The 23,229-nt window shown below is 70.1% G+C and carries 21 protein-coding genes; 9 read left to right on the top strand and 12 right to left on the bottom strand.

Annotated features, from left to right (window positions below; genetic code table 11):
• Positions 1-7: 7 nt before the first annotated feature.
• The 7 genes from KF887_06655 to KF887_06625 all read left to right on the top strand — a co-directional run bounded on the left by KF887_06655 (position 8) and on the right by KF887_06625 (position 6,491).
• Entirely contained in the window at positions 8-328 is a 321-nt protein-coding gene (locus KF887_06655) for a cupin domain-containing protein (protein ID QYK42779.1), read from the top strand.
• Between the two features lie 11 nt (positions 329-339).
• Positions 340-1,164, top strand: coding sequence for a 5-dehydro-4-deoxy-D-glucuronate isomerase (kduI, locus tag KF887_06650; protein QYK42778.1), 825 nt, complete (start codon positions 340-342; stop codon positions 1,162-1,164).
• Positions 1,161-1,886, top strand: coding sequence for a 2-dehydro-3-deoxy-D-gluconate 5-dehydrogenase KduD (gene kduD, locus KF887_06645; protein ID QYK42777.1), 726 nt, complete (start codon positions 1,161-1,163; stop codon positions 1,884-1,886). The genes kduI and kduD overlap by 4 nt, the downstream gene beginning before the upstream one ends.
• A gap of 42 nt (positions 1,887-1,928) precedes the next feature.
• Positions 1,929-3,329, top strand: coding sequence for a mannitol dehydrogenase family protein (locus KF887_06640; protein ID QYK42776.1), 1,401 nt, complete (start codon positions 1,929-1,931; stop codon positions 3,327-3,329).
• Positions 3,326-4,489, top strand: a complete 1,164-nt coding sequence (uxuA, locus tag KF887_06635; protein ID QYK42775.1) for a mannonate dehydratase — start codon at positions 3,326-3,328, stop codon at positions 4,487-4,489. Before KF887_06640 ends, uxuA begins: the two co-directional genes overlap by 4 nt.
• Entirely contained in the window at positions 4,482-6,002 is a 1,521-nt protein-coding gene (locus KF887_06630; protein QYK42774.1) for an altronate dehydratase, read from the top strand. The genes uxuA and KF887_06630 overlap by 8 nt, the downstream gene beginning before the upstream one ends.
• A 228-nt stretch (positions 6,003-6,230) precedes the next feature.
• Positions 6,231-6,491 (top strand): hypothetical protein, encoded by a 261-nt coding sequence (locus KF887_06625; protein ID QYK42773.1) that lies wholly within the window; start codon positions 6,231-6,233, stop codon positions 6,489-6,491.
• A 48-nt stretch (positions 6,492-6,539) separates the two neighbouring features.
• Here KF887_06625 and KF887_06620 read toward each other — a convergent pair whose 3' ends face one another.
• Entirely contained in the window at positions 6,540-8,018 is a 1,479-nt protein-coding gene (locus KF887_06620) for an NAD-dependent succinate-semialdehyde dehydrogenase (protein ID QYK42772.1), read from the bottom strand.
• Between the two features lie 69 nt (positions 8,019-8,087).
• Here KF887_06620 and KF887_06615 point away from each other — a divergent pair, with 69 nt between their 5' ends.
• Positions 8,088-8,879, top strand: a complete 792-nt coding sequence (locus KF887_06615) for an alpha/beta hydrolase (GenBank protein ID QYK42771.1) — start codon at positions 8,088-8,090, stop codon at positions 8,877-8,879.
• A 123-nt stretch (positions 8,880-9,002) separates the two neighbouring features.
• Here KF887_06615 and KF887_06610 read toward each other — a convergent pair whose 3' ends face one another.
• The 5 genes from KF887_06610 to KF887_06590 form a co-directional block, all read right to left on the bottom strand.
• Positions 9,003-10,265 (bottom strand): FAD-binding oxidoreductase, encoded by a 1,263-nt coding sequence (locus tag KF887_06610; protein QYK42770.1) that lies wholly within the window; start codon positions 10,263-10,265, stop codon positions 9,003-9,005.
• 102 nt (positions 10,266-10,367) lie between these two features.
• The gene (locus tag KF887_06605; protein QYK42769.1) at positions 10,368-11,513 is read right to left on the bottom strand and encodes an iron-containing alcohol dehydrogenase; all 1,146 of its coding nucleotides are present in this window, start codon (positions 11,511-11,513) and stop codon (positions 10,368-10,370) included.
• The gene (locus KF887_06600) at positions 11,510-12,895 is read right to left on the bottom strand and encodes an aldehyde dehydrogenase family protein (GenBank protein ID QYK42768.1); all 1,386 of its coding nucleotides are present in this window, start codon (positions 12,893-12,895) and stop codon (positions 11,510-11,512) included. Before KF887_06600 ends, KF887_06605 begins: the two co-directional genes overlap by 4 nt.
• 77 nt (positions 12,896-12,972) lie before the next feature.
• Positions 12,973-14,352 carry a glutamine synthetase gene (locus KF887_06595; GenBank protein QYK42767.1) on the bottom strand — a complete coding sequence of 460 codons (1,380 nt, stop codon included), beginning with the start codon at positions 14,350-14,352 and terminating at the stop codon, positions 12,973-12,975.
• 100 nt (positions 14,353-14,452) lie between these two features.
• Positions 14,453-15,328 carry a DMT family transporter gene (locus tag KF887_06590; protein QYK42766.1) on the bottom strand — a complete coding sequence of 292 codons (876 nt, stop codon included), beginning with the start codon at positions 15,326-15,328 and terminating at the stop codon, positions 14,453-14,455.
• Positions 15,329-15,504: 176 nt separating this feature from the next.
• On the opposite strand from KF887_06590, the gene KF887_06585 reads away from it, so the two are divergent.
• Positions 15,505-16,491 carry a hypothetical protein gene (locus KF887_06585; GenBank protein QYK42765.1) on the top strand — a complete coding sequence of 329 codons (987 nt, stop codon included), beginning with the start codon at positions 15,505-15,507 and terminating at the stop codon, positions 16,489-16,491.
• Between the two features lie 19 nt (positions 16,492-16,510).
• On the opposite strand, the gene KF887_06580 is transcribed toward KF887_06585, so the two are convergent.
• The 6 genes from KF887_06580 to KF887_06555 are packed head-to-tail and all read right to left on the bottom strand — an operon-like array spanning position 16,511 to position 23,104.
• Positions 16,511-17,449: a glyoxylate/hydroxypyruvate reductase A gene (locus tag KF887_06580; protein QYK42764.1), complete on the bottom strand. Its 939-nt coding sequence runs from the start codon at positions 17,447-17,449 to the stop codon at positions 16,511-16,513.
• A gap of 29 nt (positions 17,450-17,478) precedes the next feature.
• Positions 17,479-18,618: a rod shape-determining protein RodA gene (rodA, locus tag KF887_06575; protein QYK42763.1), complete on the bottom strand. Its 1,140-nt coding sequence runs from the start codon at positions 18,616-18,618 to the stop codon at positions 17,479-17,481.
• Between the two features lie 8 nt (positions 18,619-18,626).
• Positions 18,627-20,567: a penicillin-binding protein 2 gene (gene mrdA / locus KF887_06570; GenBank protein QYK42762.1), complete on the bottom strand. Its 1,941-nt coding sequence runs from the start codon at positions 20,565-20,567 to the stop codon at positions 18,627-18,629.
• Positions 20,564-21,043, bottom strand: a complete 480-nt coding sequence (locus tag KF887_06565; protein QYK43468.1) for a rod shape-determining protein MreD — start codon at positions 21,041-21,043, stop codon at positions 20,564-20,566. Before KF887_06565 ends, mrdA begins: the two co-directional genes overlap by 4 nt.
• A 52-nt stretch (positions 21,044-21,095) precedes the next feature.
• Positions 21,096-22,016 (bottom strand): rod shape-determining protein MreC, encoded by a 921-nt coding sequence (gene mreC, locus KF887_06560; protein ID QYK42761.1) that lies wholly within the window; start codon positions 22,014-22,016, stop codon positions 21,096-21,098.
• Between the two features lie 50 nt (positions 22,017-22,066).
• Complete coding sequence (locus KF887_06555; GenBank protein QYK42760.1) at positions 22,067-23,104, bottom strand: rod shape-determining protein; 1,038 nt, start codon at positions 23,102-23,104, stop codon at positions 22,067-22,069.
• Between the last annotated feature and the right edge of the window lie 125 nt (positions 23,105-23,229).

The following is a 23,229-nucleotide window of genomic DNA, read 5'->3' as shown; positions in this document are numbered from 1 at the left end:
GGCCATCATGGACACCGACACGCTGTTTCCCGAAACCGCAACCGCCCCGAACGTCACCCGGCAGGTTCTGGCCCACACGCCCGAGATGATGACGGTGCGGTTCCGCTTTGGCGCCAAGGGCGCCGAGGGCGCGCTGCACAGCCACGCGCATGTTCAATCGACCTATGTGCAATCGGGCCGGTTCCGGTTCTTCATCGGCGGCGAGACGCGGGTCGTCGGGCCCGGCGATGCCTTCGTGATCCCCGGCGGCGTCACCCACGGCTGCATCTGCATGGAACCCGGCGTGATGATCGACGCCTTCACCCCCCGCCGCGACGATTTCCTCTGAAAGGCCCGCCCATGCTGACCGTCGAGACCCGCCCCGCCGTATCGCCCACCGAGGCCCGCACGATGGACACCGCCGCCCTGCGCGCGGCGTTCCTGGGCACCGGACTGTTCGCCGAGGGCGAGGTGCGGCTGATCTACAGCCACTACGACCGGATGATCGTCGGGGGCGCGGCGCCCGCCGGGGGCAGCCTGACGCTGGACCATGTGAAGGAATGCGGCACCGCCGGCATCCTGGACCGGCGCGAGATGGGCGTGGTGAACGTGGGGGGCCAGGGAACCGTGGCGGCCGGGGGCGAAAGCTGGACGCTGGACAAGGGCGATGTGCTCTACCTGCCGAAGGGGGCCGGGCCGGTCACCTTTGGCGGGGCGGGCCGGTTCTACCTGACCTCCTGTCCGGCGCATGCCACCCATCCGGCGCGGCTGGTGCGGCTGGCCGAGGCGGTGAAGATCACGCTGGGGGCGCCCGAAACCGCGAACCACCGCACCATCAACAAGTTCATCGACCCCGACGTGATGCCGTCGTGCCAGCTGGTGCTGGGCTACACGCAGTTCCACGGCGGGTCGGTCTGGAACACGATGCCCGCCCACCTGCACGACCGGCGGATGGAGGCCTATTTCTACTTTGACCTGCCCGAACCGCAGCGCGTGCTGCACCTGATGGGCGAGCCGCAGGAGACGCGGCACCTGGTCGTGGCCAACGAGCAGGCCGTGCTGTCGCCCCCCTGGTCGATCCACTGCGGCGCGGGCACGGCGAGCTATGCCTTCGTCTGGGCCATGGCGGGGGACAATGTCGATTACCGCGACGTCGAGTCCGTGCCGATGGAGAGCCTGCGATGACCCCGTTCTCGCTAGCGGGGCAGACCGCGCTTGTCACCGGCGCCAATACCGGAATCGGGCAGGCGATCGCGGTGGCCATGGCAGAGGCCGGGGCGCATGTGATCGCGGCGGGCAGGTCGGACTGTTCGGCGACGGTCGCCCTGACCGGGGGCGAGGCGCTGCACCTCGACCTGTCGGACCCGATGGCGGCACGCGACGTCTTTGCCGGACGCCCGGTCGACATCCTGGTCAACAACGCCGGGATCATCCGCCGCGCCGATGCGGTGGATTTCACCGAGGCCGACTGGGACGCGGTGATGGACGTCAACCTGAAGGCGGTGTTCTTTGCCTGCCAGGCCTTCGGCCGGGCGGCACTGGCCCGGGGGGCGGGCGGCCGGATCGTCAACGTGGCGTCACTGCTGTCGTTCCAGGGGGGCATCCGGGTGCCATCCTACACCGCGGCAAAGCACGGCGTCGCGGGGATCACCAAGCTGCTGGCAAACGAGTGGGCGGCAAAGGGCATCAACGTCAATGCCATCGCGCCGGGCTATATCGAGACCAACAACACCGAGGCGCTGCGCGCCGATCCGGACCGGTCGCGGGCGATCCTCGACCGCATCCCGGCAGGCCGCTGGGGCCGCCCCGAGGATATCGGCGCGGCTGCCGTGTTCCTGTCATCGGCGGCGGCGGCCTATATCCACGGCGCGATCCTGAATGTCGACGGAGGCTGGCTTGCGCGCTGATCACATCGTCTGCCGCGACGCCGCCCCGGGGGAGGCGGACGGATGACCGCCGCGCGGCTGGGCCGCAGCGCGCCTGCCCGACCGGTGGGGATCGTCCATCTGGGCCTTGGCGCGTTCTTCCGCGCGCATGGCGCGATCTATGTCGAGGAGGCGGGGGGCGACTGGGGGATCCTGGGGGTTTCGCTGCAATCGCCCAGGATGCGCGACCAGCTGGTGCCGCAGGGCGGGGCCTATACCGCGCTTGAACTGGGGCCGCAGGGCGAAACCGCGCGGATCGTGAACATCGTGCAGGGCGTGCTGGTGGCGCGCGAGGACCCGGCGGCGGTGCTGGCTGCGATGACCGATCCGGCGGTGCGGATCGTGACGCTGACGGTCACGGAAAAGGGCTATTGCCACGAACCCGCGACCGGCAGGCTGAACCCCGGGCATCCCGACATCCTGCATGATCTGGCTGATCCGCTGCCGCTGTCGGCGCCGGGGTTCCTGGTGCGGGCGCTTGCGCTGCGGCGCGACCGGGGGCTGGCGCCGTTCACCGTGCTGTCCTGCGACAACCTGCCGGACAACGGCCGCGTCGTGCGCGGCGTGGTGCTGGATCTTGCGGCCCGCATCGATCCCGCGCTTGGCGACTGGATCGCGGAACATGCGCGGTTCCCGTCGTCCATGGTCGATCGCATCGTTCCCGCCACCAAGCCCGAGGATATCGCGCGCGTCGCCGCGCTGACCGGCCGCCACGATGCGGCGCCGGTGATGCACGAACCGTTCCGCCAATGGGTCGTCGCGGACGACTTTGTCAACGGCGACCGGCCCGACCTGGGCCGTGCGGGCGTGCAGATGGTGCAGGACGTGACCGCATTCGAGCACATGAAGCTGCGGATGCTGAACGGCACGCATTCGCCGCTGGCCTACCTGGGCTATCTTGCAGGCCATGAGACCATTGCCGACTGCATGGCCGACCCGCTTTTCGCGGGCCTGGTCGAGCGGCTGTGGCGGCACGAGATCATCCCGGCGCTGACCCCGCCCCCCGGCGAGGACCTGGCGGCCTATGCGGCGGCACTGCGGGCGCGCTATGCCAACCCCGCCATACGTCACCGGACCTGGCAGATTGCGATGGACGGCAGCCAGAAGCTGCCGCAACGCATCCTGGGCACGCTGGCGGCGGGGCTGGATCAGGGGCGGCCCTGCCCCGGCCTGATGCTGGCCGTCGCGGCGTGGATCGCCTATGTCTCGGGGACAGACCTTGACGGACAAGCCATCGACGTGCGCGACCCCCTTGCCCCGACCCTGCGCACCGCCGCCACCGGCCCCGATCCCGTGGCCGCCGTCCTGTCGCTGGCCCAGGTGTTTCCGCCCGACCTTGCCGCCCGCCTGCGTCCGCCGGTGACCGCGGCCTACAACGCGCTGCGCGCCCATGGCGTGCGCGGCGCCATCGAGAGGCTGACATGATCGAAAGCTGGCGTTGGTATGGCCCCTTCGACCGCATCGCCCTGCCCGAGATCGCGCAGGCGGGGGCAAGCGGCATCGTCACCGCGCTGCACGAGATTCCCTATGGCGAGGTGTGGCCGCGCGACCTGATCGCAAGCCGCCGGGCCGAGATCGAGGCGGCGGGGTTTTCCTGGGTGGTGGTCGAAAGCCTGCCGATCCATGAACGCATCAAGCGCGGCGAGGGGGATCTGTCGGCCCTGTTCGCCAACTACCGGCAAAGCATGGCGAACCTTGCCGCCGAGGGGATCACGACGATCTGCTACAACTTCATGCCGCTGCTCGACTGGACGCGGACGGACCTGACCGCGCCTGTCGCCCGGGGCGGCACCTGCCTGCGGTTCTCTGCCCCGCGCATGGCGGCCTTCGAAATCCACATGCTGGGGCGCGAGGCGGCGCGCGACGACTATCCGCCCGAGGCGCTGCAGGCCGCCGCGATCTGGCACCAGCAGGCGACCGAGGACGACCGGCAGGCGTTGCTGCATGCCATCATGTCGGGCCTGCCGGGCGCCTATGACCGCTATGACATCCAGGGCCTGCGCGAGGCGCTCAAGGGCTACGAGGATATCGGCCGGGACGCGCTGCGCGCCAACTTCCGCCGCTTCCTGTCCGAGGTGATCCCGGCGGCGGAAGACCTTGGGATGCGGTTCTGCGTGCATCCCGACGACCCCCCGCGCGACATCCTGGGCCTGCCGCGCATCGTGTCGGATGCCGAGGACATCCGCTGGGTGCTGGACGCGGTGGACAGCCCCGCGAACGGGCTGACCTTCTGCACGGGATCGCTGGGCGCCAACCCGGCGAACGACCTGCCGGCAATGGCGCGTGCCTTTGCGCCGCGCGTCCATTTCGCGCATCTGCGCAACGTGCGCAAAGACCCCGACGGCAGTTTCGAGGAAGCCGCGCATCTGGCGGGCGACACCGACATGGTGGCGGTTGTCGCGGCGCTGCTGGACGGGACGCGGGGCCGCGACGTGGCCTTCCGCCCCGATCATGGCCATGAACTGCTGGACGACGCCGCGCGCGGCACCCACCCGGGCTATCCGCTGGTCGGGCGCCTGCGCGGCCTTGCCGAACTGCGCGGCGTGATCGCCGCCCTGTCGCATCCGGGCACCCGCCATGGCTGAGCCGCTGGTGCTGCACCCGGCGGACAGCGTGGCCATCCTGACCACCCGCGCGCAGCGCGGCGACGATCCGCTGCGCCTGGGCAACGGGCTGCCCGGCCCGGTCGCGCCCGGCCACAAGATCGCCCGCAGAGCGCACGCGGCGGGCGCGCCGGTGATCAAGTTCGGCCAGACCATCGGCGTGGCGACCGCGCCGATCGCGGCGGGCGCGCATGTGCACAGCCACAACTGCGCCTTCGGCGACCATGACCGCGACTACCGGATCGGCGCCGACCTTGCGGCCGCCCGCGCCGCCATCCCGTCACCGGCCCCGCGCAGCTTCATGGGCTATCGCCGGGCGGACGGGCGGACCGGCACGCGCAACATGATCGCGCTGATCGCCACGGTGAACTGTTCCGCCACGGTGATCCGCCGCGCGGCGGATGAGATCGCGGCCTCGGGCCTGCTGGCCGCCTGGCCCGACATCGACGGCATCTGCGCCTTCGCCCACGGATCGGGATGCGGCATGGCGGCGACCGGGGCGGGGGCCGACATCCTGCAGCGGGTGCTGTGGGGCCACGCCACCCATCCCAACGTCGGTGCGGCGATCTTTGTCGGCCTTGGATGCGAGGTGATGCAGATCGAGCGGATGAAGGCCGCCTTCGGCCCCGCCGGAGCCGACCGTTTCCATGGGCTGACCATCCAGGACACCGGCGGAACCCGCGCGACGATCGACGCGATCAAGGCGAAGGTGGCCGAACTGGCGCCGCTGGCCGGCGCGGCGCGGCGGGTGCCCTGCCCCGCTTCAGCGCTGCGCGTCGCCCTGCAATGCGGCGGGTCCGACGGATTCTCGGGCATCACCGCAAACCCCGCGCTCGGCCTGGCCTCGGACATGATCGTCGGGCTGGGGGGCACGGTGATCCTGTCGGAAACGCCCGAGATCTATGGCGCCGAACAGCTGCTGCTGCGCCGCGCCGCCGATCCGCAGGTCGCCGCGCGCCTGATCGAGCGGATCCGCTGGTGGGAAGGCTACACCGCGGCGGCGGGCGCCAGCGTCGACAACAACCCCTCCCCCGGGAACAAGGCGGGCGGCCTGACCACGATCCTGGAAAAATCCCTCGGCGCGGCGGCAAAGGGGGGCAATACCCCGCTGACCGCCGTCTACGGCTATGCCGAGCCTGTGACCGCGGCGGGGTTCACCTTCATGGACACGCCCGGCTATGATCCGGTGTCGGTGACGGGGCAGATCGCCGGGGGGGCGCAGGTGGTGGTGTTCACCACCGGGCGCGGATCGGCCTTCGGATCGAAACCCGCGCCGACCATCAAGCTGTCCACCCAGACCGCCCTGGCCCGGGCGATGCCCGACGACATCGACCTTGATTGCGGTGACGTGCTGGCGGGGACCAGCCTGGCCGACAAGGGGTCCCAGATCGTCGAGCGCATCCTGGCCGTGGCGGGGGGCGCGCGGACCGCATCGGAACGGCTGGGCCTTGGCGATCATGAGTTCGTGCCCTGGCAGATCGGTGCGGTGCTCTGACCGTTTCCGTTCGGCAACAGCTGACGGGCCTGCCCGGGCCCGGGGGATTGCACGCGATGCGCGCGGCGGTATCCTGCCCGCCGGTCCTTTGCGGACAGGAGCCTTGATGTTGGAGCTTGCGACAGTCGCCTGACGCCGCCCCCGGGGGCAAGGCGTCATCCCCGTGCCGGGCGCGATGGCCGCGCGCCGGACGGTTGCGTCTGATCCCATCCCGACATCGAGACCACCATGAACATCTCACGACCCGAACAGCGCGTGCTGCACGTGCTGGCGCAGGGCGGCGTCATCCGGCATGACCGCGGCCAGGCGCGCAAGGTCCAGACCGTGCTTTGCGTCACCCGCGACGGCATGATCCTGGAAGACTGCACGCTGGACCTGTTCCGCCGCCTTCGCGCGCGGCGCCTGATCGAATCGCGAAACGGCGGGCCCTACCGCATCTCGCGCAGCGGGCGGCTTGCCGTCAGGGCGCAGCCCGACAACGCCATGTGACCGGAACCGGAAGGAAAAGGCGCGGCCCTGCGGGGCCGCGCCGACCCGTCACACCGACAGGCAGATGTATTTCATCTCGAGATAGTCCTCGATCCCGTGGCGCGACCCTTCCCGCCCGAGCCCCGATTGCTTGACGCCGCCGAAGGGCGCGACCTCGGTCGAGATGATGCCGGTGTTCACCCCGACGATCCCGTATTCAAGCGCCTCCTGCACCCGGGTCACGCGGCCGATGTCGCGGGCGTAGAAATAGGCGGCAAGCCCGAAGATCGTGTCATTGGCATGCGCAATGGCCTGTTCCTCGGTCTCGAAGCGGAACAGCGGCGCCACCGGGCCAAAGGTTTCCTCTTGCGCCACGGCCATCGCCTGGGTCACGCCGGTGATGATCGTGGGTTCGAAGAACGAGCCGCCGAGCGCGTGGCGCTTGCCGCCCGCGACGACCTTGCCGCCCTTGGATACGGCGTCGGCGATGTGTTCCTCGACCTTGTCGACGGCCGCCATGTTGACCAGCGGGCCGAACTCCACCGCCTCGGTCAGGCCATCGCCCACGCGGGTCCTGGACAGGGCCGCCGCCAGTTTCTCGGCAAAGGCGTCATAGACGCCCGCCTGTACATAGATGCGGTTGGCGCAGACGCAGGTCTGGCCGTTGTTGCGGAACTTCGAGGCCATCGCGCCCGTCACGGCCGCATCCAGATCGGCATCGTCGAATACGATGAAGGGGGCGTTGCCGCCCAGTTCCATGGAGCATTTCAGCACCTGGTCGGCCGCCTGCCGCAGCAGGATGCGCCCCACCTCGGTCGAGCCGGTGAAGGTGAGCTTCCTGACCTGCGGGTTCTCGCAGAATTCCTTGCCGATGTCGGACGACCGCTTCGAGGTGATGATCGAGAAGATGCCCCCGGGCAGCCCTGCCCGGTCGGCAAGCACGGCCAGGGCCAGGGCCGACAGCGGCGTTTCCGCCGCAGGCCGCCCGACAAAGCCGCATCCCGCCGCAAGGGCCGGGCCGCACTTGCGGGTGATCATCGCGTTGGGAAAGTTCCACGGCGTGATTGATCCAACGACGCCAATGGGTTGGCGCAGGACGGTGATGCGCTTGTCGCGCATGTGGCCGGGGATGGTTTCGCCGTAGATGCGCTTGGCCTCTTCGGCGAACCATTCGATGAAGCTGGCGCCATAGGCGACTTCACCCTTGGCCTCGGCCAGCGGCTTGCCCATCTCGGCGGTCAGGATCTTTCCCAGATCCTCCTGGTTTTCCATCATCAGGTTGAACCACGCGCGCAGCAGGTTGGCGCGTTCCTTGGCGGGGCGGGCGGCCCAATCCTTCATCGCCTCGGCGGCAGCGGCGATCGCGCGGGCGGTCTCGGCCCGGCCGAGGTTCGGCACATGGGCGATCACATCGCCCCGGGCCGGGTTCACCACAGGAAAAGTCGAGCCGTCGTCGGCATTTATCCATTCTCCGGCGACATAGGCGCGGGTCGCCAGAAGCGACGTGTCCTTCAGCATCGAGGCAAGATCGGTGACGGAATCGAGCATGGCAGCCTCCCTTGTTCGCGGCCATCCTGTCCTGCATCCTCGGGGCGGGAAAGTCCAGTTGGAGACGTCATGCCGTTCCGATCCGAAGCCGACCGCGCCTATGCGAACGGCGCATTCATCCCCGGGGCCGAGGCCTATCCGCTTCGCTGGGCGGTCGCCGCGCAGGAATTCCGCCATGGCCTGGGCGCCCGCGCCCGGCTGGGGCTGGCCTATGGCCCGGGCGAGCGGCAGCGGTTCGACCTGTTCCTGCCACCCGGAGACCCGCGCGGCCTGCTGGTGTTCGTGCATGGCGGATACTGGCTGGCGTTCGGCCGCGAGACCTGGTCGCACCTGGCGGCGGGGGCGGTGGCGCGGGGCTGGGCCTGTGCCATGCCGTCCTACACGCTGGCACCCGAGGCGCGGATTTCCGCGATGACACAAGAGGTTGCGGGGGCGGTGCGGGCGGCTTCGGGGCTGGTTCCGGGGCCTGTGGTGGTGACGGGGCATTCGGCGGGCGGGCAGCTGTCGGCCCGGATGGGCTGCGCCGGGATCGACCTGCCGCGGGTGGCGCGGGTGGTGCCGGTTTCGCCGCTGGCCGATCTCGCGCCGCTGATGGCGACCGAGATGAACGACCGGTTGCACATCGATGCGGCCGAGGCGGCGGCGGAAAGCCCCGCCGGGCTGCCCCTGCGCGCAGGGGTGCAGGCGCATGTCTGGGTCGGCGGGCAGGAACGCCCCGCCTTCCTGTGGCAGGCGCGGTTGCTGTCGGAAGCCTGGGACTGCCCCTGGACGGTCGATCCGGGGCGGCATCATTTCGACGTGATCGACGGGCTTGCCGACCCCGAGGGGGGCCTGACGCGGGCCTGTCTGGACGGGTTCTGACACGCGGCCCGCAAGCTGCTGGAAAGGAACGAAAACCCCGTATGTTCCGCGTCGGTTTCGCGTATGGCGGGCGTATGGTATCCGTCCCGACATGGTGTCCAGACAGGCGGGCGGCCGGACCGGTCAGAATCGCGCGGGGCGGCAGGCTTCCACTGCCGGGCCGGGGTCGCGGCCGGCGATCATCGCGGCCACCGCACGGGCCGTTGCCGGGGCCAGCGTCAGCCCGATGTGGCCATGGCCGAAGGCGAGGATCACATCGGCCCCGCCGCCCGCCGGCCCGATCACCGGCAGGCTGTCGGGGATCGAGGGGCGCAGGCCCATCCATGTGCGGTCGGGCGGGCCGAGATCGGGGAACAGCGCGCGCACCCCGGCTTCGAGCCGGGCCAGCCGGTGCGGCGAGAGGGGCGCGCCGATGCCGCCGAGTTCAACCGTCCCGGCGGCGCGCAGCCGCCCGGACATTGGGCAGAGGTAGAACCCGCGCGCCACCGGACAGGCCGGGCGGCCGAGGCGCGGCGCGGGCATGTCCCATTCGAGATGATAGCCGCGCTCGGCATCGAGCGGCACGCGCGAACCGGCCATCCGGGCCAGGGCGCGCGACCGCGCCCCCGCCGCCAGGACGACGCGGCGGGCGGTGCGGATGAAGCCCGGGCCCTTCAGCACGACGCCGGTGGCGTTGCGTTCCAGATGTTCGACACGGGCGACGACCTGTTCGACCCCGGCGGCACGGCAGGCCGCCGCGAGCCCGGCCATCATGGCCCCGGGATCGGACAGCGACACGGCGCCGGGAAAGTACGCAGCACCCCCCGCCATCGGCGGCAGCCCGGGTTCGAGCCCTGCCAGGGCATCGGGCGTCAGCCGGTCGACCGCCACGCCAAGGGCGCGCCGCGCGGCCAGTCCGGGTTCGGCGGCGCGACCCTCGGCCTCGGTGGCGTAGAGATACAGGCATCCGGTGTCGCGCAGCAGGCCAGCGGCACCGATGCCCGCCGCCAGGTCGCGCCACATCGGGGTCGCATCGGCCAGGAGGGCGGCCAGGGCTTGCGCCCCCCGCCGCGCCGGGCCGGGCAGCGACGCCCGGGCAAAGCGCAGCAGCCAGGGGACAAGCGGCAGAAGGCTGGGCCGATGGATCGCCAGGGGCGAGTCGCGGTCGAACAGCAGGCGCGGCAGGTCGCGCAGGACATCCGGCGTGCCGACCGGGCTGACGGCGTAGTCGGCGATGGTGCCCGCGTTGCCGTGGCTGGCGCCCGAGCCGGGCGGTTCGGGATCAATCAGCGCGACGGTGCGGCCTTCGCGCGCCAGGGTCAGCGCGACGGTCAGGCCGATCACGCCCGCGCCGATCACGGCGACCTCGGTCGTCTGGAGCGCACGGGCTGCGGGCGGAAGCGGCATGGCGGATCGGCCAATCGGGAGGGGATGCAGGGCCGGGGCGCGGGGGGTGTTCATCCTGCCCGCACCGGGGGGTGGAGGGGGCGCGCAGGCGCCCCCGCCCGCCTAGAGGCAGGCCTCGAACAGCGCGCGGGTGTTTTCCGCCGTCATCTCGCGCGGGTTGCCGCCCGCCGTGGGATCGGCAAGCGCCATCGCCGTCAGCCGGTCGAGATCGGCCGCCCTGACGCCCATGGCGGCGAGCCCGGTCGGAATGCCGAACATCGCGCGCAGTTCCATCACGCGGTCGCGGAACCCGTCGAACCCGCCACGGATGCCGAGGTAGTCGGCGGCGCGGGCCAGCCGGTCCTCGACCAGCGGGCGGTTGAAATCGAGCACCATGGGCATGACCACGGCATTGGTGGTGCCGTGGTGGGTGTTGTAGAGCGCGCCGACCGGATGGCTGAGCGCGTGGATCGCGCCCAGGCCCTTCTGGAAGGCCACGGCACCCATGGCGGCGGCGGCCATCATCTGGCCCCGCGCCTCGAGGTCGTCGGGGGTGTCGTAGGCGCGCGGCAGGTAGTCGTTGACCAGCCGCAGCCCCTCCAGGGCGATGCCCTGGCTCATCGGGTGGAAATAGGTGCTGCTGTAGGCTTCGAGGCAATGCGCGAAGGCATCCATGCCGGTTCCGGCGGTAATGAACCTGGGCATCCCGACGGTCAGCTCGGGGTCGCAGATGGTGACCACGGGCATCAGCTTGGGGTGGAAGATCACCTTCTTCACGTGGTCGGCCGAATTGGTCAGCACGCCCGCGCGCCCCACCTCGGACCCGGTGCCCGCGGTGGTGGGCACGGCGATGACGGGGGCGATGGTCGCGGGGTTGGCGCGCGTCCACCAGTCGCCCACGTCCTCAAGCTCCCAGACGCTGACCGGCTGGTCGACCATCAGCGCGATCATCTTGCCGAGATCGAGCGCCGAACCGCCGCCGAAGGCCACGACACCGTCATGGCCGCCCGCGCGGTAGGCCGCGAGCCCCTCGGCCATGTTGCGGTCGGTCGGGTTGGCGTCGACCCCCGAGAACATCGCGCGGCCCAGCCCGCCGCCTTCCAGCACGTCGAGCGCGCGGGCGGCGATGGGCAGGGCGGCAAGCCCGCGGTCGGTGACCAGCAGCGGCCGCGCGATGCCCGCCGCCTTGCAGTGGTCGGCCAGTTCCGCGATGCGGCCCGCGCCGAATTTCACGGCCGTGGGATAGGACCAGTTGGCCTTGAGCTTCATTTCGTCACCTTCTTCAGATGGTAGGATTTGGCGCGCGTGACCGACTGGAACCCCAGATGCGACAGCGAGGTGCCGCGCCCGGTGTCCTTGACGCCCGTCCAGGTCAGCGCGGGGTCGAGATAGTCGCAGCGGTTCATGAACACGGTGCCGGTTTCCACCTGCGCGCCGATCGCGGCCGCGCGTTCGGGATCGGCCGTCCAGACCGAGCAGGTCAGCCCGTAGGGCGAATCGTTCATCAGGGCGATCGCCTCGGATTCGGTGGAATAGGGCATGATGCCGACGACCGGGCCGAAGGATTCCTCGCGCATCACCCGCATCGAATGGTCGACGTCGACGAGGATCTGCGGGGCCAGGTAGGCGCCGCCGTCATCGGCGGGGTGGTTGGCGGGGTCGATCAGGGGCCGGGCACCGGCGGCGATGGCCTCGGCCGTCTGGGCGCGCACCACGGCGGCAAAGCGGCGGTTGGCCATCGGACCGAGGGTGGTGGCGGCATCCAGCGGGTTGCCGAGGCGCAGCTGGCCGACCCAGGCCACCGACTTCTCGACGAAGCTGTCGAACATCGACCGGTGCACATAGACCCGCTCGATCCCGCAGCAGCATTGCCCGGCGTTGTAGAAGGCGCCGTCCATCAGGCTGTCGACCGCCGCGTCGAGATCGGCGTCGGGCAGCACCAGCCCCGGGTCCTTGCCGCCGAGTTCGAGACCGAGCGGCGTGAAGGTGCCCGCTGCCGCGCGTTCGATGGCGGCGCCCCCGGCCACCGAGCCGGTGAAGTTGACAAAGCCGAAGGACCGCGCGGCGATCAGCCCTTCGGTGGTGGCGTGGTCGAGCACGATGTTCTGGAACACGTCATCCGGCACGCCGCCGGCGTGGAACGCCTGCGCCAGCCGGTCGCCCGCCAGCAGGGTCTGGGACGCATGTTTCAGCACCACGGAATTGCCCGCGATCAGCGCGGGCACGATGGTGTTGATGGCGGTCAGGTAGGGGTAGTTCCACGGCGCCACGACAAAAACGACGCCGACGGGTTCGCGTGCGATCAGGCGGCGGAAACGGTCGCTGTCCTCGGCCACCATGGGGGCCAGCGCAGCCTCGGCGATGCCCGACATGTAGGCCGTGCGTTCGTTCACCCCGCCGAATTCGCCGCCATAGCGGGTCGGGCGGCCCATCTGCCAGGCGAGTTCTGGGACGACCTCGGGCTTCATCGCGTTCAGCGCCTCGACGCCCGCCCTGACGCGGGCAATCCGGTCGGCCAGCGGCAGCGCCGCCCAGGCGGGCTGCGCGGCCCTGGCACGGGCCACGGCGGCGGCGGCGGCCTCGGGGGTCAGGGGCATGCGTTCGGCATAGATGCTGCCGTCCACGGGTGAGATCAGCTGGATGGGTTTCATGGGGTTCCGTCCGGGTGTGGCGCGCGGCGGCGCGCGCCGTTGCAGGGGCGGTGCGTGCCTGGCGCACGCACCCGGTATCAGGCGCGTTCCAGAAGCCGCGCCAGTTCGAAATCGGTGACCACGCGATCGGTCTCGGCGATCTCCCAGCGGGCGGCGTGGGCGTAGTGGTCCACCACCGCGTCGCCGAGCGCGGCGCGCAGCATCGACGAGCCGTCCAGCCGGTCGGCGGCCTCGCGCAGGGTCCTGGGGATTTCGCGGATGCCGGTTGCCGAATACATGTCGCCGCGCTGTTCGGGTTCGAGCGCATAGTTGCCCTCGATCCCCGCCAGTCCGGCCGCCAGCAGGCCGGCGCAGGCGAGATAGGGGTTCAGGTCGGCCCCGCCGATGCGGCATTCGATGCGGATGCCCCGGGTCCCCTCGCCGCAGACGCGGAACCCCGCGGTGCGGTTGTCGCGGCTCCAGACCGCCTTGGTGGGGGCGAAGAGCCCCACGCAGAAGCGCTTGTAGCTGTTGACATAGGGGGCCAGGAAGGCCGCCAGTTCCTCGGCATGGGCCAGTTGCCCGGCGAGAAACTGCTTCATCGTGGCCGACATGCCATGCGCATCGGCTTCGTCGCGGAACGCGGGCTTGCCATCCAGCGTCCAGAGCGACTGATGGATATGGCTGGACGACCCGGCCTTGCGGTGGTCGTACTTGGCCATGAAGGTGACGCTGCGGCCCCTGGACCAGGCGATTTCCTTGACGGCGGTCTTGGTGATCGTGTGGTTGTCGGCGGTGTCGAGCGCGTCGGAATAGCGCACGTTGACCTCGGCCTGGCCTGCGTCGGCCTCGCCCTTGGTGCATTCGACGGGCACGCCGGCGCCGTAGAGGCCGTTCCGCACGGCGCGCAGCACCTCTTCCTCCTTGGTGGTCTGGAACAGGTGGTAATCCTCGTTGTAGGCGCTGACCGGACGCAGGCCGGTGATCGCGCCATGGTCGCGCAGGCTGTCGCGCAGACCCTCGTAGCTGTTCTCGAAGATGTAGAACTCCAGTTCGGTCGCCATCATCGCGTCAAAGCCGAGCGCGCGCGCGCGGGCCACCTGGCGCTTCAGGATCGCGCGCGGGCTGACGGCCACCTCGGCATGGGTGTGATGGTCCAGCAGGTCGCACAGCACAAGCGCGGTGCCCGGCAGCCAGGGCAGCGGGCGCAGGGTGGCGAGGTCGGGCTTCATGACATAGTCGCCATAGCCCTTTTCCCAGCTGGCCGACTTGTAGCCCGGAACGGGGTTCATCTCCATGTCGATGGCCAGCAGGTAGTCGCAGCAATGCGTCTCTTCGTGGTTGTCGACGAAATGCGCCGCGTGGAACCGCTTGCCCATCAGACGACCCTGCATGTCGATCCCGGCGACCAGCACCGTGTCGATCGTGCCCTTGCCCACCGCCTCGCGCAGCGCTTCCAGCGTCATCGTCCCCGGCATGTCGCGCATCCCCCTTGTCGTGTCCCTGGTCGGTTCGTCCCCGCCCCGCATCTTGCACAAGGCACGGGGCGCCCGCCAGAGGCCGCAGCGGGTGATTTGATCAGATTCGGGCAGGCCGCGCGGCAAGGCCGGACAGCGCGTTGAAGGCAACCGCCGTCAGCACCACCCCGCCGCCCAGAAGCGTGGCGGGCGTGGCGCCCTCGGCCAGCAGCACCCAGGCCCAGACCGGCGCCAGCAGCACCTCGATCATCGACAGCAGCGTGAGTTCGGCGGCAGGCACCACCCGGCTGCCCGCCGTGTAGAGCGCCATGCCGAAGGTCAGCAGCACCACACCCGCACCGGCGCTGATCGCGATGTCGCGCAGCGGCACGGCCAGGGTGCCGCCCTGCGCCGCCGACACCACGGCCGCCACCCCGATCGACATCAGCGCGCCGAGCAGGATCATCGGGAACATGTCGGCCAGCCGCCCCCAGCGCAGCGCCAGCGTGAACAGCGCGAAGCCCAGCGCCGAGGCCAGCGCCGCGGCGTTGCCAAGACCCATGCCGAGGCTGAGCCCCTCGCGCACCATCAGGAACATGCCGGCCCCGGCCAGCGCGATGGCCCCCCAGGTGGCCGGCCGGACCGTCTCGCGCAGGATCAGCCGGCCGAGGATGGCGGCAAGGAACGGCGAGGCGGCGAACAGGAACACCGCATTGGCAACGGTGGTGGTGCGGATGGCAAAGATCGCCCCTGCGAAGGCCAGCACCAGCCCGAAGCCCCCCACCAGCCCGGCCAGCCCGGTGGCGCGCATCGGGCCGACCAGCCGCCCCCCCGACCGCCAGAGAATCAGCAGGACCAGCGCCGGGATCATCCCGGCCGAGCGCCAGAACAGCACCGCCCAGGTATCGGCCTCGTCCACCAGCCGGATCGCGATGGCGATCAGCGACCAGAGCGTTGCCGCCGCAAGAACAAGAAGGACACCCGTGCCATACCGCATGCCGCCGTGGTGCCGAGCGCCGCGCGTGCTGTCTGTTCCGTCCGCGACACGCACCATGCCGGAGGCAGGCAGGGCGAGGTGCCGCCACTTGTGCGGCGCGCGACATTCGCCATAGGTTCGCGGCGTGGCGGTTGCCGGCGGAGCGGCAGTGTTGACGCCACGCAAAGGTGGAACCCATGCACATCCCAAGACTCGCGGCGATTGTCGTCTGCGCCGCCGTGCCGGCCGCAGCCCAGAACAACGTCTACGGCGGCTATGACATCGTGGCCCTGGCAGGACAGGAGACCTTCTATGGCGAGGCGCGCGGCTGGAACGTATTTGCCGCGCGCGCACCCTCGGGCCCTGCCTATTGCTTTGCCGAAGCCGTCCGCAGCGACGGTGCGGCCCATCGGCTCGGCTGGGACGGGATGCAATGGCAACTGGCCGTGCCGGTCGCTTCGACCCCCGAATGGGAGGGGACGCTGCGTGTCGACGGCCTGGGGTCGGGGCAGGGCTACGGCCGCGGGTCCGACCATGCCTCCGGAACCGCGGTCGGGGGCTGGACGATCGCCTGGCTGGGCATGGCCGAACTGGACGGTCTGCGGCAGGGGCGCGAGGCGATCCTGGGCCTGGGCCGGGGCGACTATGACTTCATGCTGTCCGGCAGCGCGGCGGCGATCCTGAAGGTCGAGGAGTGCATGGCACAGCCGGGCCCCCTGTCGGCCGGTGCGGCCGAGCCTTCGGAAACGACGCTGACCCGCGTGGCCGTCGCGGGCGACTGGGTCATCAACGAGATCCGGGCGGACGGCCGGGTGCTGGCTTGCGAAGCCCAGGACACGGTGCAGCCGACGCTGCGGTTCGAGATCGACCGCGACAATTCCTACATCGACTTCAGCGACAACGGCCCGATGGGCGGCCCCGGCGCGCGCGTCGCCGTCATGGTCAGTTTCGGGCCGGGCGACACCCCGACGCCCCACGATGTCGAGATCATCGAGGGCCGCGACGGCCGGGCCTGGGGCCGGATTACCGAAGGCCGCATGGACGGGCCGGGGCTGATCGACGATTCGTTCCAGAACGCCACGCAAGTATCGTTCCAGGGCCCCGGCATCATCCTCGAACGCGGCCTCTACGGCAGCAAGGCGGCACTGGACGCGTTCTTCCGTTGCAGCGACGCGATCCGGTGAGCCGGCGACGGCGCGCGGGTCAATAGCCCCGCGCGCGGTCCACCAGATGCAGGAACGGCAACCCCGCCTGCCCCCGCACGATGTTCTGCGCGATCACGCGGCTTGCCGTCTCGGGCCGCGTGTAGGCGGCGACATGCGGGGTGACGGTGACGCGGGGATGCGCCCAGAACGGATGGTCGGGCGGCAGCGGTTCCTGCCGGAACACGTCGAGCGTGGCATGCGCGACATGCCCGCTGTCGAGCGCCGCCAGCAGGGCGTCGTCGTCGATCAGCGGCCCTCGGCCGGGATTGATGACGAAGGCGCCGGGGGCCAGCAGGGCCAGGGTTCGGGCGTTCAGGATGTTCTCGGTCTGCGGCGTGCGCGGCACCAGCAGGATCACCATCGCGGCGCCGCGCAGCGCCGCATCCAGCCCGCCGGGGCTCGACAGGCAGCGCATCCCCGGCACCTCGGCGGGGCTGCGGCTCCACCCGGTCAGGGGAAATCCGAAGGGCGCGAGCACCCGCGCGCAGGCCCGCCCCAACTCGCCCAGGCCAAGGATGGTGACGGGGCGTTCGGGGGCAAGCGGCGGGCGGGCGGCCTTGTCATGCCGCCAGACGCCATCCTGCCCCCGCACGTGCACATCGGTGCCCAGATGGTGCCGCAGCACATGCGCGGCCACCCATTCGGCCATGCTGTCGGTCATCGCGGGGTCGACCATCCGGCACAGCGGCTGGGTCAGCGTGTCGTTCTGCACGACCCGCTCGACCCCGGCCCACAGGTTCAGCACCGCCCGGGTGCGCGTGTAGGGCCGGAAATCCTGCACCGTGCCGCCCGGCGAGAACACGATATAGTCGACCGTGGCGGGGTCGGCCTCGGTCACGACATCCGCGGCGATCCCCGCCTCGTCCAGCGCCTGCCGCAGGGGCGGGGCGTAATGGGGCCAGAGGTCGCGGTCGGCGGCAAAGAGGACGGTGATCACGGGAGGAACAGCCTTTCCGGTTCGTGCCGCTAGCGCGGCCTGTGGACATGCGCGCTTTGCACGATCCCGAAGGCGGCCAGCAGCACCAGCATCGAGGACCCGCCATAGCTGACCAGCGGCAGCGGCACGCCGACCACCGGCGCCAGTCCCATGACCATCAGCATGTTGATGGCGAAGTACAGGAAGAAGGTGGCGGCGATGCCGAGCGTGACCAGCGACGAGAACCGGTCCTTGTTCTGCATCGCCGCGACGATGCAGAACCCGATGATCAGCACATAGAGCACCAGCAGCGAGAAGCCGCCCACGAAGCCGAACTCCTCGGCCAGGGTGGTGAAGATGAAGTCGGTGTGCTTCTCGGGCAGGAAGTTCAGGCGGCTCTGCGTGCCCTGCATGTAGCCACGCCCGGTCCAGCCGCCCGATCCCAGCGCGATCTTGGCCTGGCTGATGTGATAGCCCGCCCCGAGCGGATCGTTGGCGGGATCGAGGAAGGTGTCGATGCGGCGGTACTGATAGTCCTTCAGCAGTTGCCATTCGCTGCCGCGCGACAGGAACACCGCCGAGACCGCCGCGGCGCCCATGCCGATGACCACCGCGAAGTAGAGCCAGTGGACCCCGGCGCAGAACATCACGATGCCGCCGCCGATGGCGATCAGCAGGCCGGTCCCGAGGTCGGGCTGGATCAGCGTCAGCCCGGCGGGCAGCAGGATCAGGAACAGCGGGATCGCGACATAGAGCGGGCGCGACGTCTTCTTCACGTCCAGCCAGTCGTAATAGGCCGCCAGCATCATCACGAGCGTGATCTTCATCAGTTCCGACGGCTGAAGCCGCATGAAGCCCATGTCGATCCAGCGCTGCGCGCCCATGCCCACGACACCGAAGAATTCCACCGCCAGCAGCAGCAGCAGCGACAGGCCATAGGCCAGGCCCGAGATGTTGCGCCAGAACCAGATCGGCACGAAGGCCACCGCGAACATCACCGCCAGGCCGAAGGCAAAGCGCTTCATCTGCGGCTCGGCCCAGACATGCAGCCGCCCGCCCGCCACCGAATAGAGCATCAGGAACCCGACCGAGGCGACCGCCGCCAGCAGCAGCACCAGGGGCCAGTTCACATAGAGGACCTTGCGCAGGCCCGTCGGCACCATCTTGACGCGGTATTCGAGGAAACTCATCGCCGCACTCAGGCCCGGGACGGCACGGGCGGCAGGCTGCCCGGATCGCGCAGCGGCAGGTTCTTGTGCATCGTCTCGATCCGGTTGCGCTGCGCCGCCGGATAGGCCGACACCGGCGGCACGCCATCGTGCAGCGCCCGCAGGATGGCATCGCGGCCGATCGGCGCGGCCGCCGCCGACCCGCCGCCGCCGTGCTCGACCACCACCGACACCGCGTAGCGGGGCGCATCGTAGGGGGCATAGCCGACGAACAGCGCGTGGTCGCGCCGGTTCCACGGCAACTGGTCGTTGCTGATGACGCCGCGCGCGCGTTCGGCGGCGCTGATGTTGCGCACCTGGCTGGTGCCGGTCTTGCCGGCAAAGCGCATCGTGCGTTCGTCGATGCGGCTGCCATAGGCGGTGCCGCGCTGGCTGTTCATCACCTGGAACATGCCCTGCCGGACGGCGTCCAGCATCACCCGGTCCAGCCCCAGTTCGGGTGCGGCCGCCACCGGCACCTCGCGCCCGTCCACCGAATGCACCAGGCGCGGCACGACCGCGCGGCCGCTGGCCAGCCGCGCCGTCATCACCGCCAGCTGCAGCGGCGAGGTCAGCACATAGCCCTGCCCGATGCTGGCGTTCACCGTGTCGCCGATGCGCCAGTCCTGCTTGTGGCGGGCCTGTTTCCATGCCCGGTCGGGCATGATGCCCTCGGTGATCGCCGACATCGGCAGGTCGTGCCGGATGCCGAGGCCCAGCCTGCGGCCCATCTCGGCGATCCGGTCGATCCCGACCTTCAGCGCGACCTCGTAGTAATAGACGTCGCAGCTTTCGGCCAGGCTGCGTTCCAGCGCCACCGCCCCGTGGCCGCCGCGCCGCCAGCAGTGGAACCGCCGCCCGCCCACCTCGTAGTGGCCCGGGCAGCGCACCGAGGTCTGCGTGGTGATCACCCCCGCCTCCAGCGCCGCCAGCGCCGTCACCATCTTGAAGGTCGAGCCGGGCGGATAGGCGCCCTGCACCGTCTTGTTGGCGAGCGGGCGGTGGTCGTTCTCCATCAGCGCGTTGAAATCGGCATGGCTGATGCCGCGCACGAACAGGTTCGGATCGAACGAGGGCGACGAGACACAGGCGAGGATGTCGCCGTTCTCGACATCCATCACCACGCAGGCCGCGCTTTCCTCGCCCAGCCGCGCCTGCACGTAGTTCTGCACATCCGCGTCGATGGTCAGCCGCAGGTCGGCACCCGCGTCGCCCTCCTGCCGGCCCAGTTCGCGCATGATCCGGCCCGAGGCGTTCACCTCGACCCGGCGGCTGCCCGCCCGGCCGCGCAGGTCGCTCTCCATCCAGGTCTCGACGCCGATCTTGCCGATCTGGAACTTCGGCGTCTGCAGCAGCGGATCGGGGGTTTCCAGCTTGGCAAGGTCGGCCTCGCTGACCGGACCGACATAGCCCACGACATGCGCGAAATCGACGTCGCGCGGATAGACGCGGCTGAGCCCCACCTCGGGCGAGACGCCGGGCAGCGCGGGGGCGTTCACCGCCACCTTCGACACGTCATCCCAGGGCAGGCGATCGGCCACGATGATCGGCAGGGGCGACCGTTTCTTGGCCTCTTTTAGCGCACGGTCCAGATCGTCGGGCGACAGCGGCACGACGCTGGCCAGCCGGTGCAGCACATCCTCGGCATCGCCCGCATCCTCGCGGCTGATGACGATGCGGTAGTTCTGTTCGTTGCCGGCGATCAGCTTGCCGTTGCGGTCATGGATCAGCCCGCGCGCGGGCGGGATCAGCCGGATCGAGATGCGGTTGTCCTCGGCCAGCAGGCGGAACTGGTCGGCCTGGTCCACCTGCATGCTGCGCATGCGCAGGCCAAGCAGGGCCACCACCGCCGTCATCGACCCGCCAAGGAACAGCGCGCGCCGGGTGACGCCCCTTGCCGCCTCTTCGGTGTCGCGTGCCGAACGTCTCACAACCGTCTCCCGAGGGCATCGACCTCACCGGTCGAAGGTTTGCGCAACTGCAGTGCCAGGTGCAACAGCCCGGTCACCACCGGATAACACAGGATCGTCATCACCGTCTGCGCAAAGGCCGGGCCGAAGGCGGGCTGGTCGACAAAGGCCACCGCCAGCACCAGCCGATAGCCCAGCAGCATGGCCAGCATCACGACACCCACCATCAGCCATTCGGCCAGGAACCCCAGTTCGCGCGTCAGCGCCTGGCGCGAACGCAGGAACTCGGTCGCCAGCACGACGATGGCGGTCCACAGCCCGGGTGGCCGCATCAGCATCAGGTCCTCGACCAGAACCATCCCGGCGATCAGCACGGCAGGCAGGTAGTCCGGGCGCCGGTTGACCCAGGCCAGCATCAGGCACAGCATCAGGTCGGGCCCCGGCCAGGCCCCCGCCGTGCTGCCGATGGGCAGGATGCGGATGAACAGGATGACCATCGCCAGCCCCAGGAAGGCCGCACGGTACAGCCAGATGCGGGCCGAGACCGGATCAACCACCGCCAGCCCCCACCTGTGCGGTATCGGGGGCGGCCTCGGGCAGCGGCACGGCCACGGGTTCGGCCACCAGACCGCCCGGGTCGGTGATCGGCTCGATCTCGTGGCTGCGCAGCACCCGCAGGAATTCCAGCCGCCCGTAGTCGGCCGCCAGCCGCACCCGCAGCCGCCGGTCCGCCCCCTGCACCACCGTTCCCACCAGAAGACCCGCCGGGAACACCCCGCCATCGCCCGAGGTCAGCACCTGGTCGCCGGGGCGCACCAGATCGGCCGCCTCCAGGAAATCCAGCGGCGGGGCCGGGGTGTTGTCGCCCGACAGCAGCGCATTCTGGCCCGAGGGCTGCACCGTCACCGGGATGCGGCTGTTCGAATCGGTCAGCAGGATCACCCGCGACGTGCGCTGCCCCACCCCCGAAATCCGGCCGACCAGCCCGATCCCGTCCATCGTGGCCCAGCCGTCGCGGATACCGTCGCGCGCGCCCACGTTCAGCAGCACCGACTGCCGGAAGGGCCCGCCCGCATCGGCCAGCACCACGCCGGTCACATGGGTCAGCCGGGGGTCCATCCGCACCTGGTTCAGGTCCATCAGGCGGGCGTTCTTCTGCTCCAGCTGCAGCGCCGCCTCCTTCCAGGCCTTCATCTGCTGCAGCTCGCGCCGCAGTTCCTGGTTCTGTTCGTAGATCCGCGTGTAGGACTGGAAGTTCTCGACCATCCCCACCGCCTTGGTGACCGGAACCAGCGCCCAGTCCATGTTGGGCACGACCGCATCGACCAGCGCGGTGCGGAACCGCTCGACACGCGGGCTGTCGACGCGCCACAGCAGGAACAGCACCAGCAGCACCAGCACCAGCACCCCGATCAGGATGCGGCGGACGGGGGTGGTGAACTCCTCTGGCGATACGCTTTTCCGTGCCACGGGGCGGGGTCCTTTCGCGCCTCGGGCCGCAGACCTGACAAGGCCGGCCGTCAGCTGTCGTAATCGATCACATGCCGCAACTGCTTTTCGTATTCCAGCGCCTTGCCGGTGCCCAGCGCCACACAATTCAGCGATTCATTGGCAACGCTGATCGACAGGCCGGTCTGTTCGCGCAGGCTCAGGTCAAGATCGCCCAGCAGGGCGCCCCCGCCCGTCAGCATCACGCCCCGGTCCACGATGTCGGCGGCAAGGTCGGGCGGGGTCGCCTCGAGCGCCTGCATCACCGCGTCGCAGATCTGCTGCACCGGTTCGGCCAGCGCCTCGGCCACCTGCGCCTGATTGATCTCGGTCTCCTTCGGCACGCCGTTCAGCAGGTCGCGCCCCCGGATATGCAGCGACATGCCGCGCCCGTCGTCGGGCATCCGGGCGGTGCCGATCGTCGTCTTGATCCGCTCGGCCGTGGATTCGCCGATCAGCAGGTTCTGATGCCGCCGCAGATAGGAAATGATCGCTTCGTCCATGCGATCCCCCCCCACGCGCACCGAACGGGCATAGACGATGTCGCCCAGTGACAGCACCGCCACCTCGGTCGTGCCGCCGCCGATGTCCACGACCATGTTGCCGGTGGGGTCCGTTATCGGCATCCCAGCCCCGATGGCGGCGGCGATCGGCTCGGCGATCAGCCCCGCACGCCGCGCCCCCGCCGACAGCACCGACTGCCGGATCGCGCGCTTTTCCACGGGCGTCGCGCCATGCGGCACGCAGACGATGATCTTCGGCTTCGAGAACGTCGTCCGCTTGTGCACCTTGCGGATGAAGTGCTTGATCATCTCTTCCGCCGTGTCGAAGTCGGCGATGACCCCGTCGCGCATCGGGCGGATCGCCTCGATGCTGCCGGGGGTGCGGCCCAGCATCAGCTTGGCATCCTCGCCCACCGCCAGAACCTGCTTCTTGCCGTCCTTGACGTGATAGGCCACGACCGAGGGTTCGTTCAGCACGATGCCCTTGCCGCGCACATAGACCAGCGTGTTCGCGGTCCCGAGGTCGATGGCCATGTCCGACGAGAATAGGCCGCTGAGTATCGACATGACGTCGTGATCCCGTTCGCCAGATGAATGCGCACCCGCGACTCGGCGTCCTGCGCGGGCGCTTTCCTATAGGACCGCCCCGACACAAGGGAAAGGGCCTTGCCCGGCCGGGCCACGCCAAAGCC

This window comes from Paracoccaceae bacterium (assembly GCA_019454225.1).
In the GTDB taxonomy this organism is placed as follows: Bacteria; Pseudomonadota; Alphaproteobacteria; order Rhodobacterales; family Rhodobacteraceae.
The sequence above is the reverse complement of the archived record's forward strand: the minus strand, read 5'-3'. Positions and strand labels throughout refer to the sequence as shown.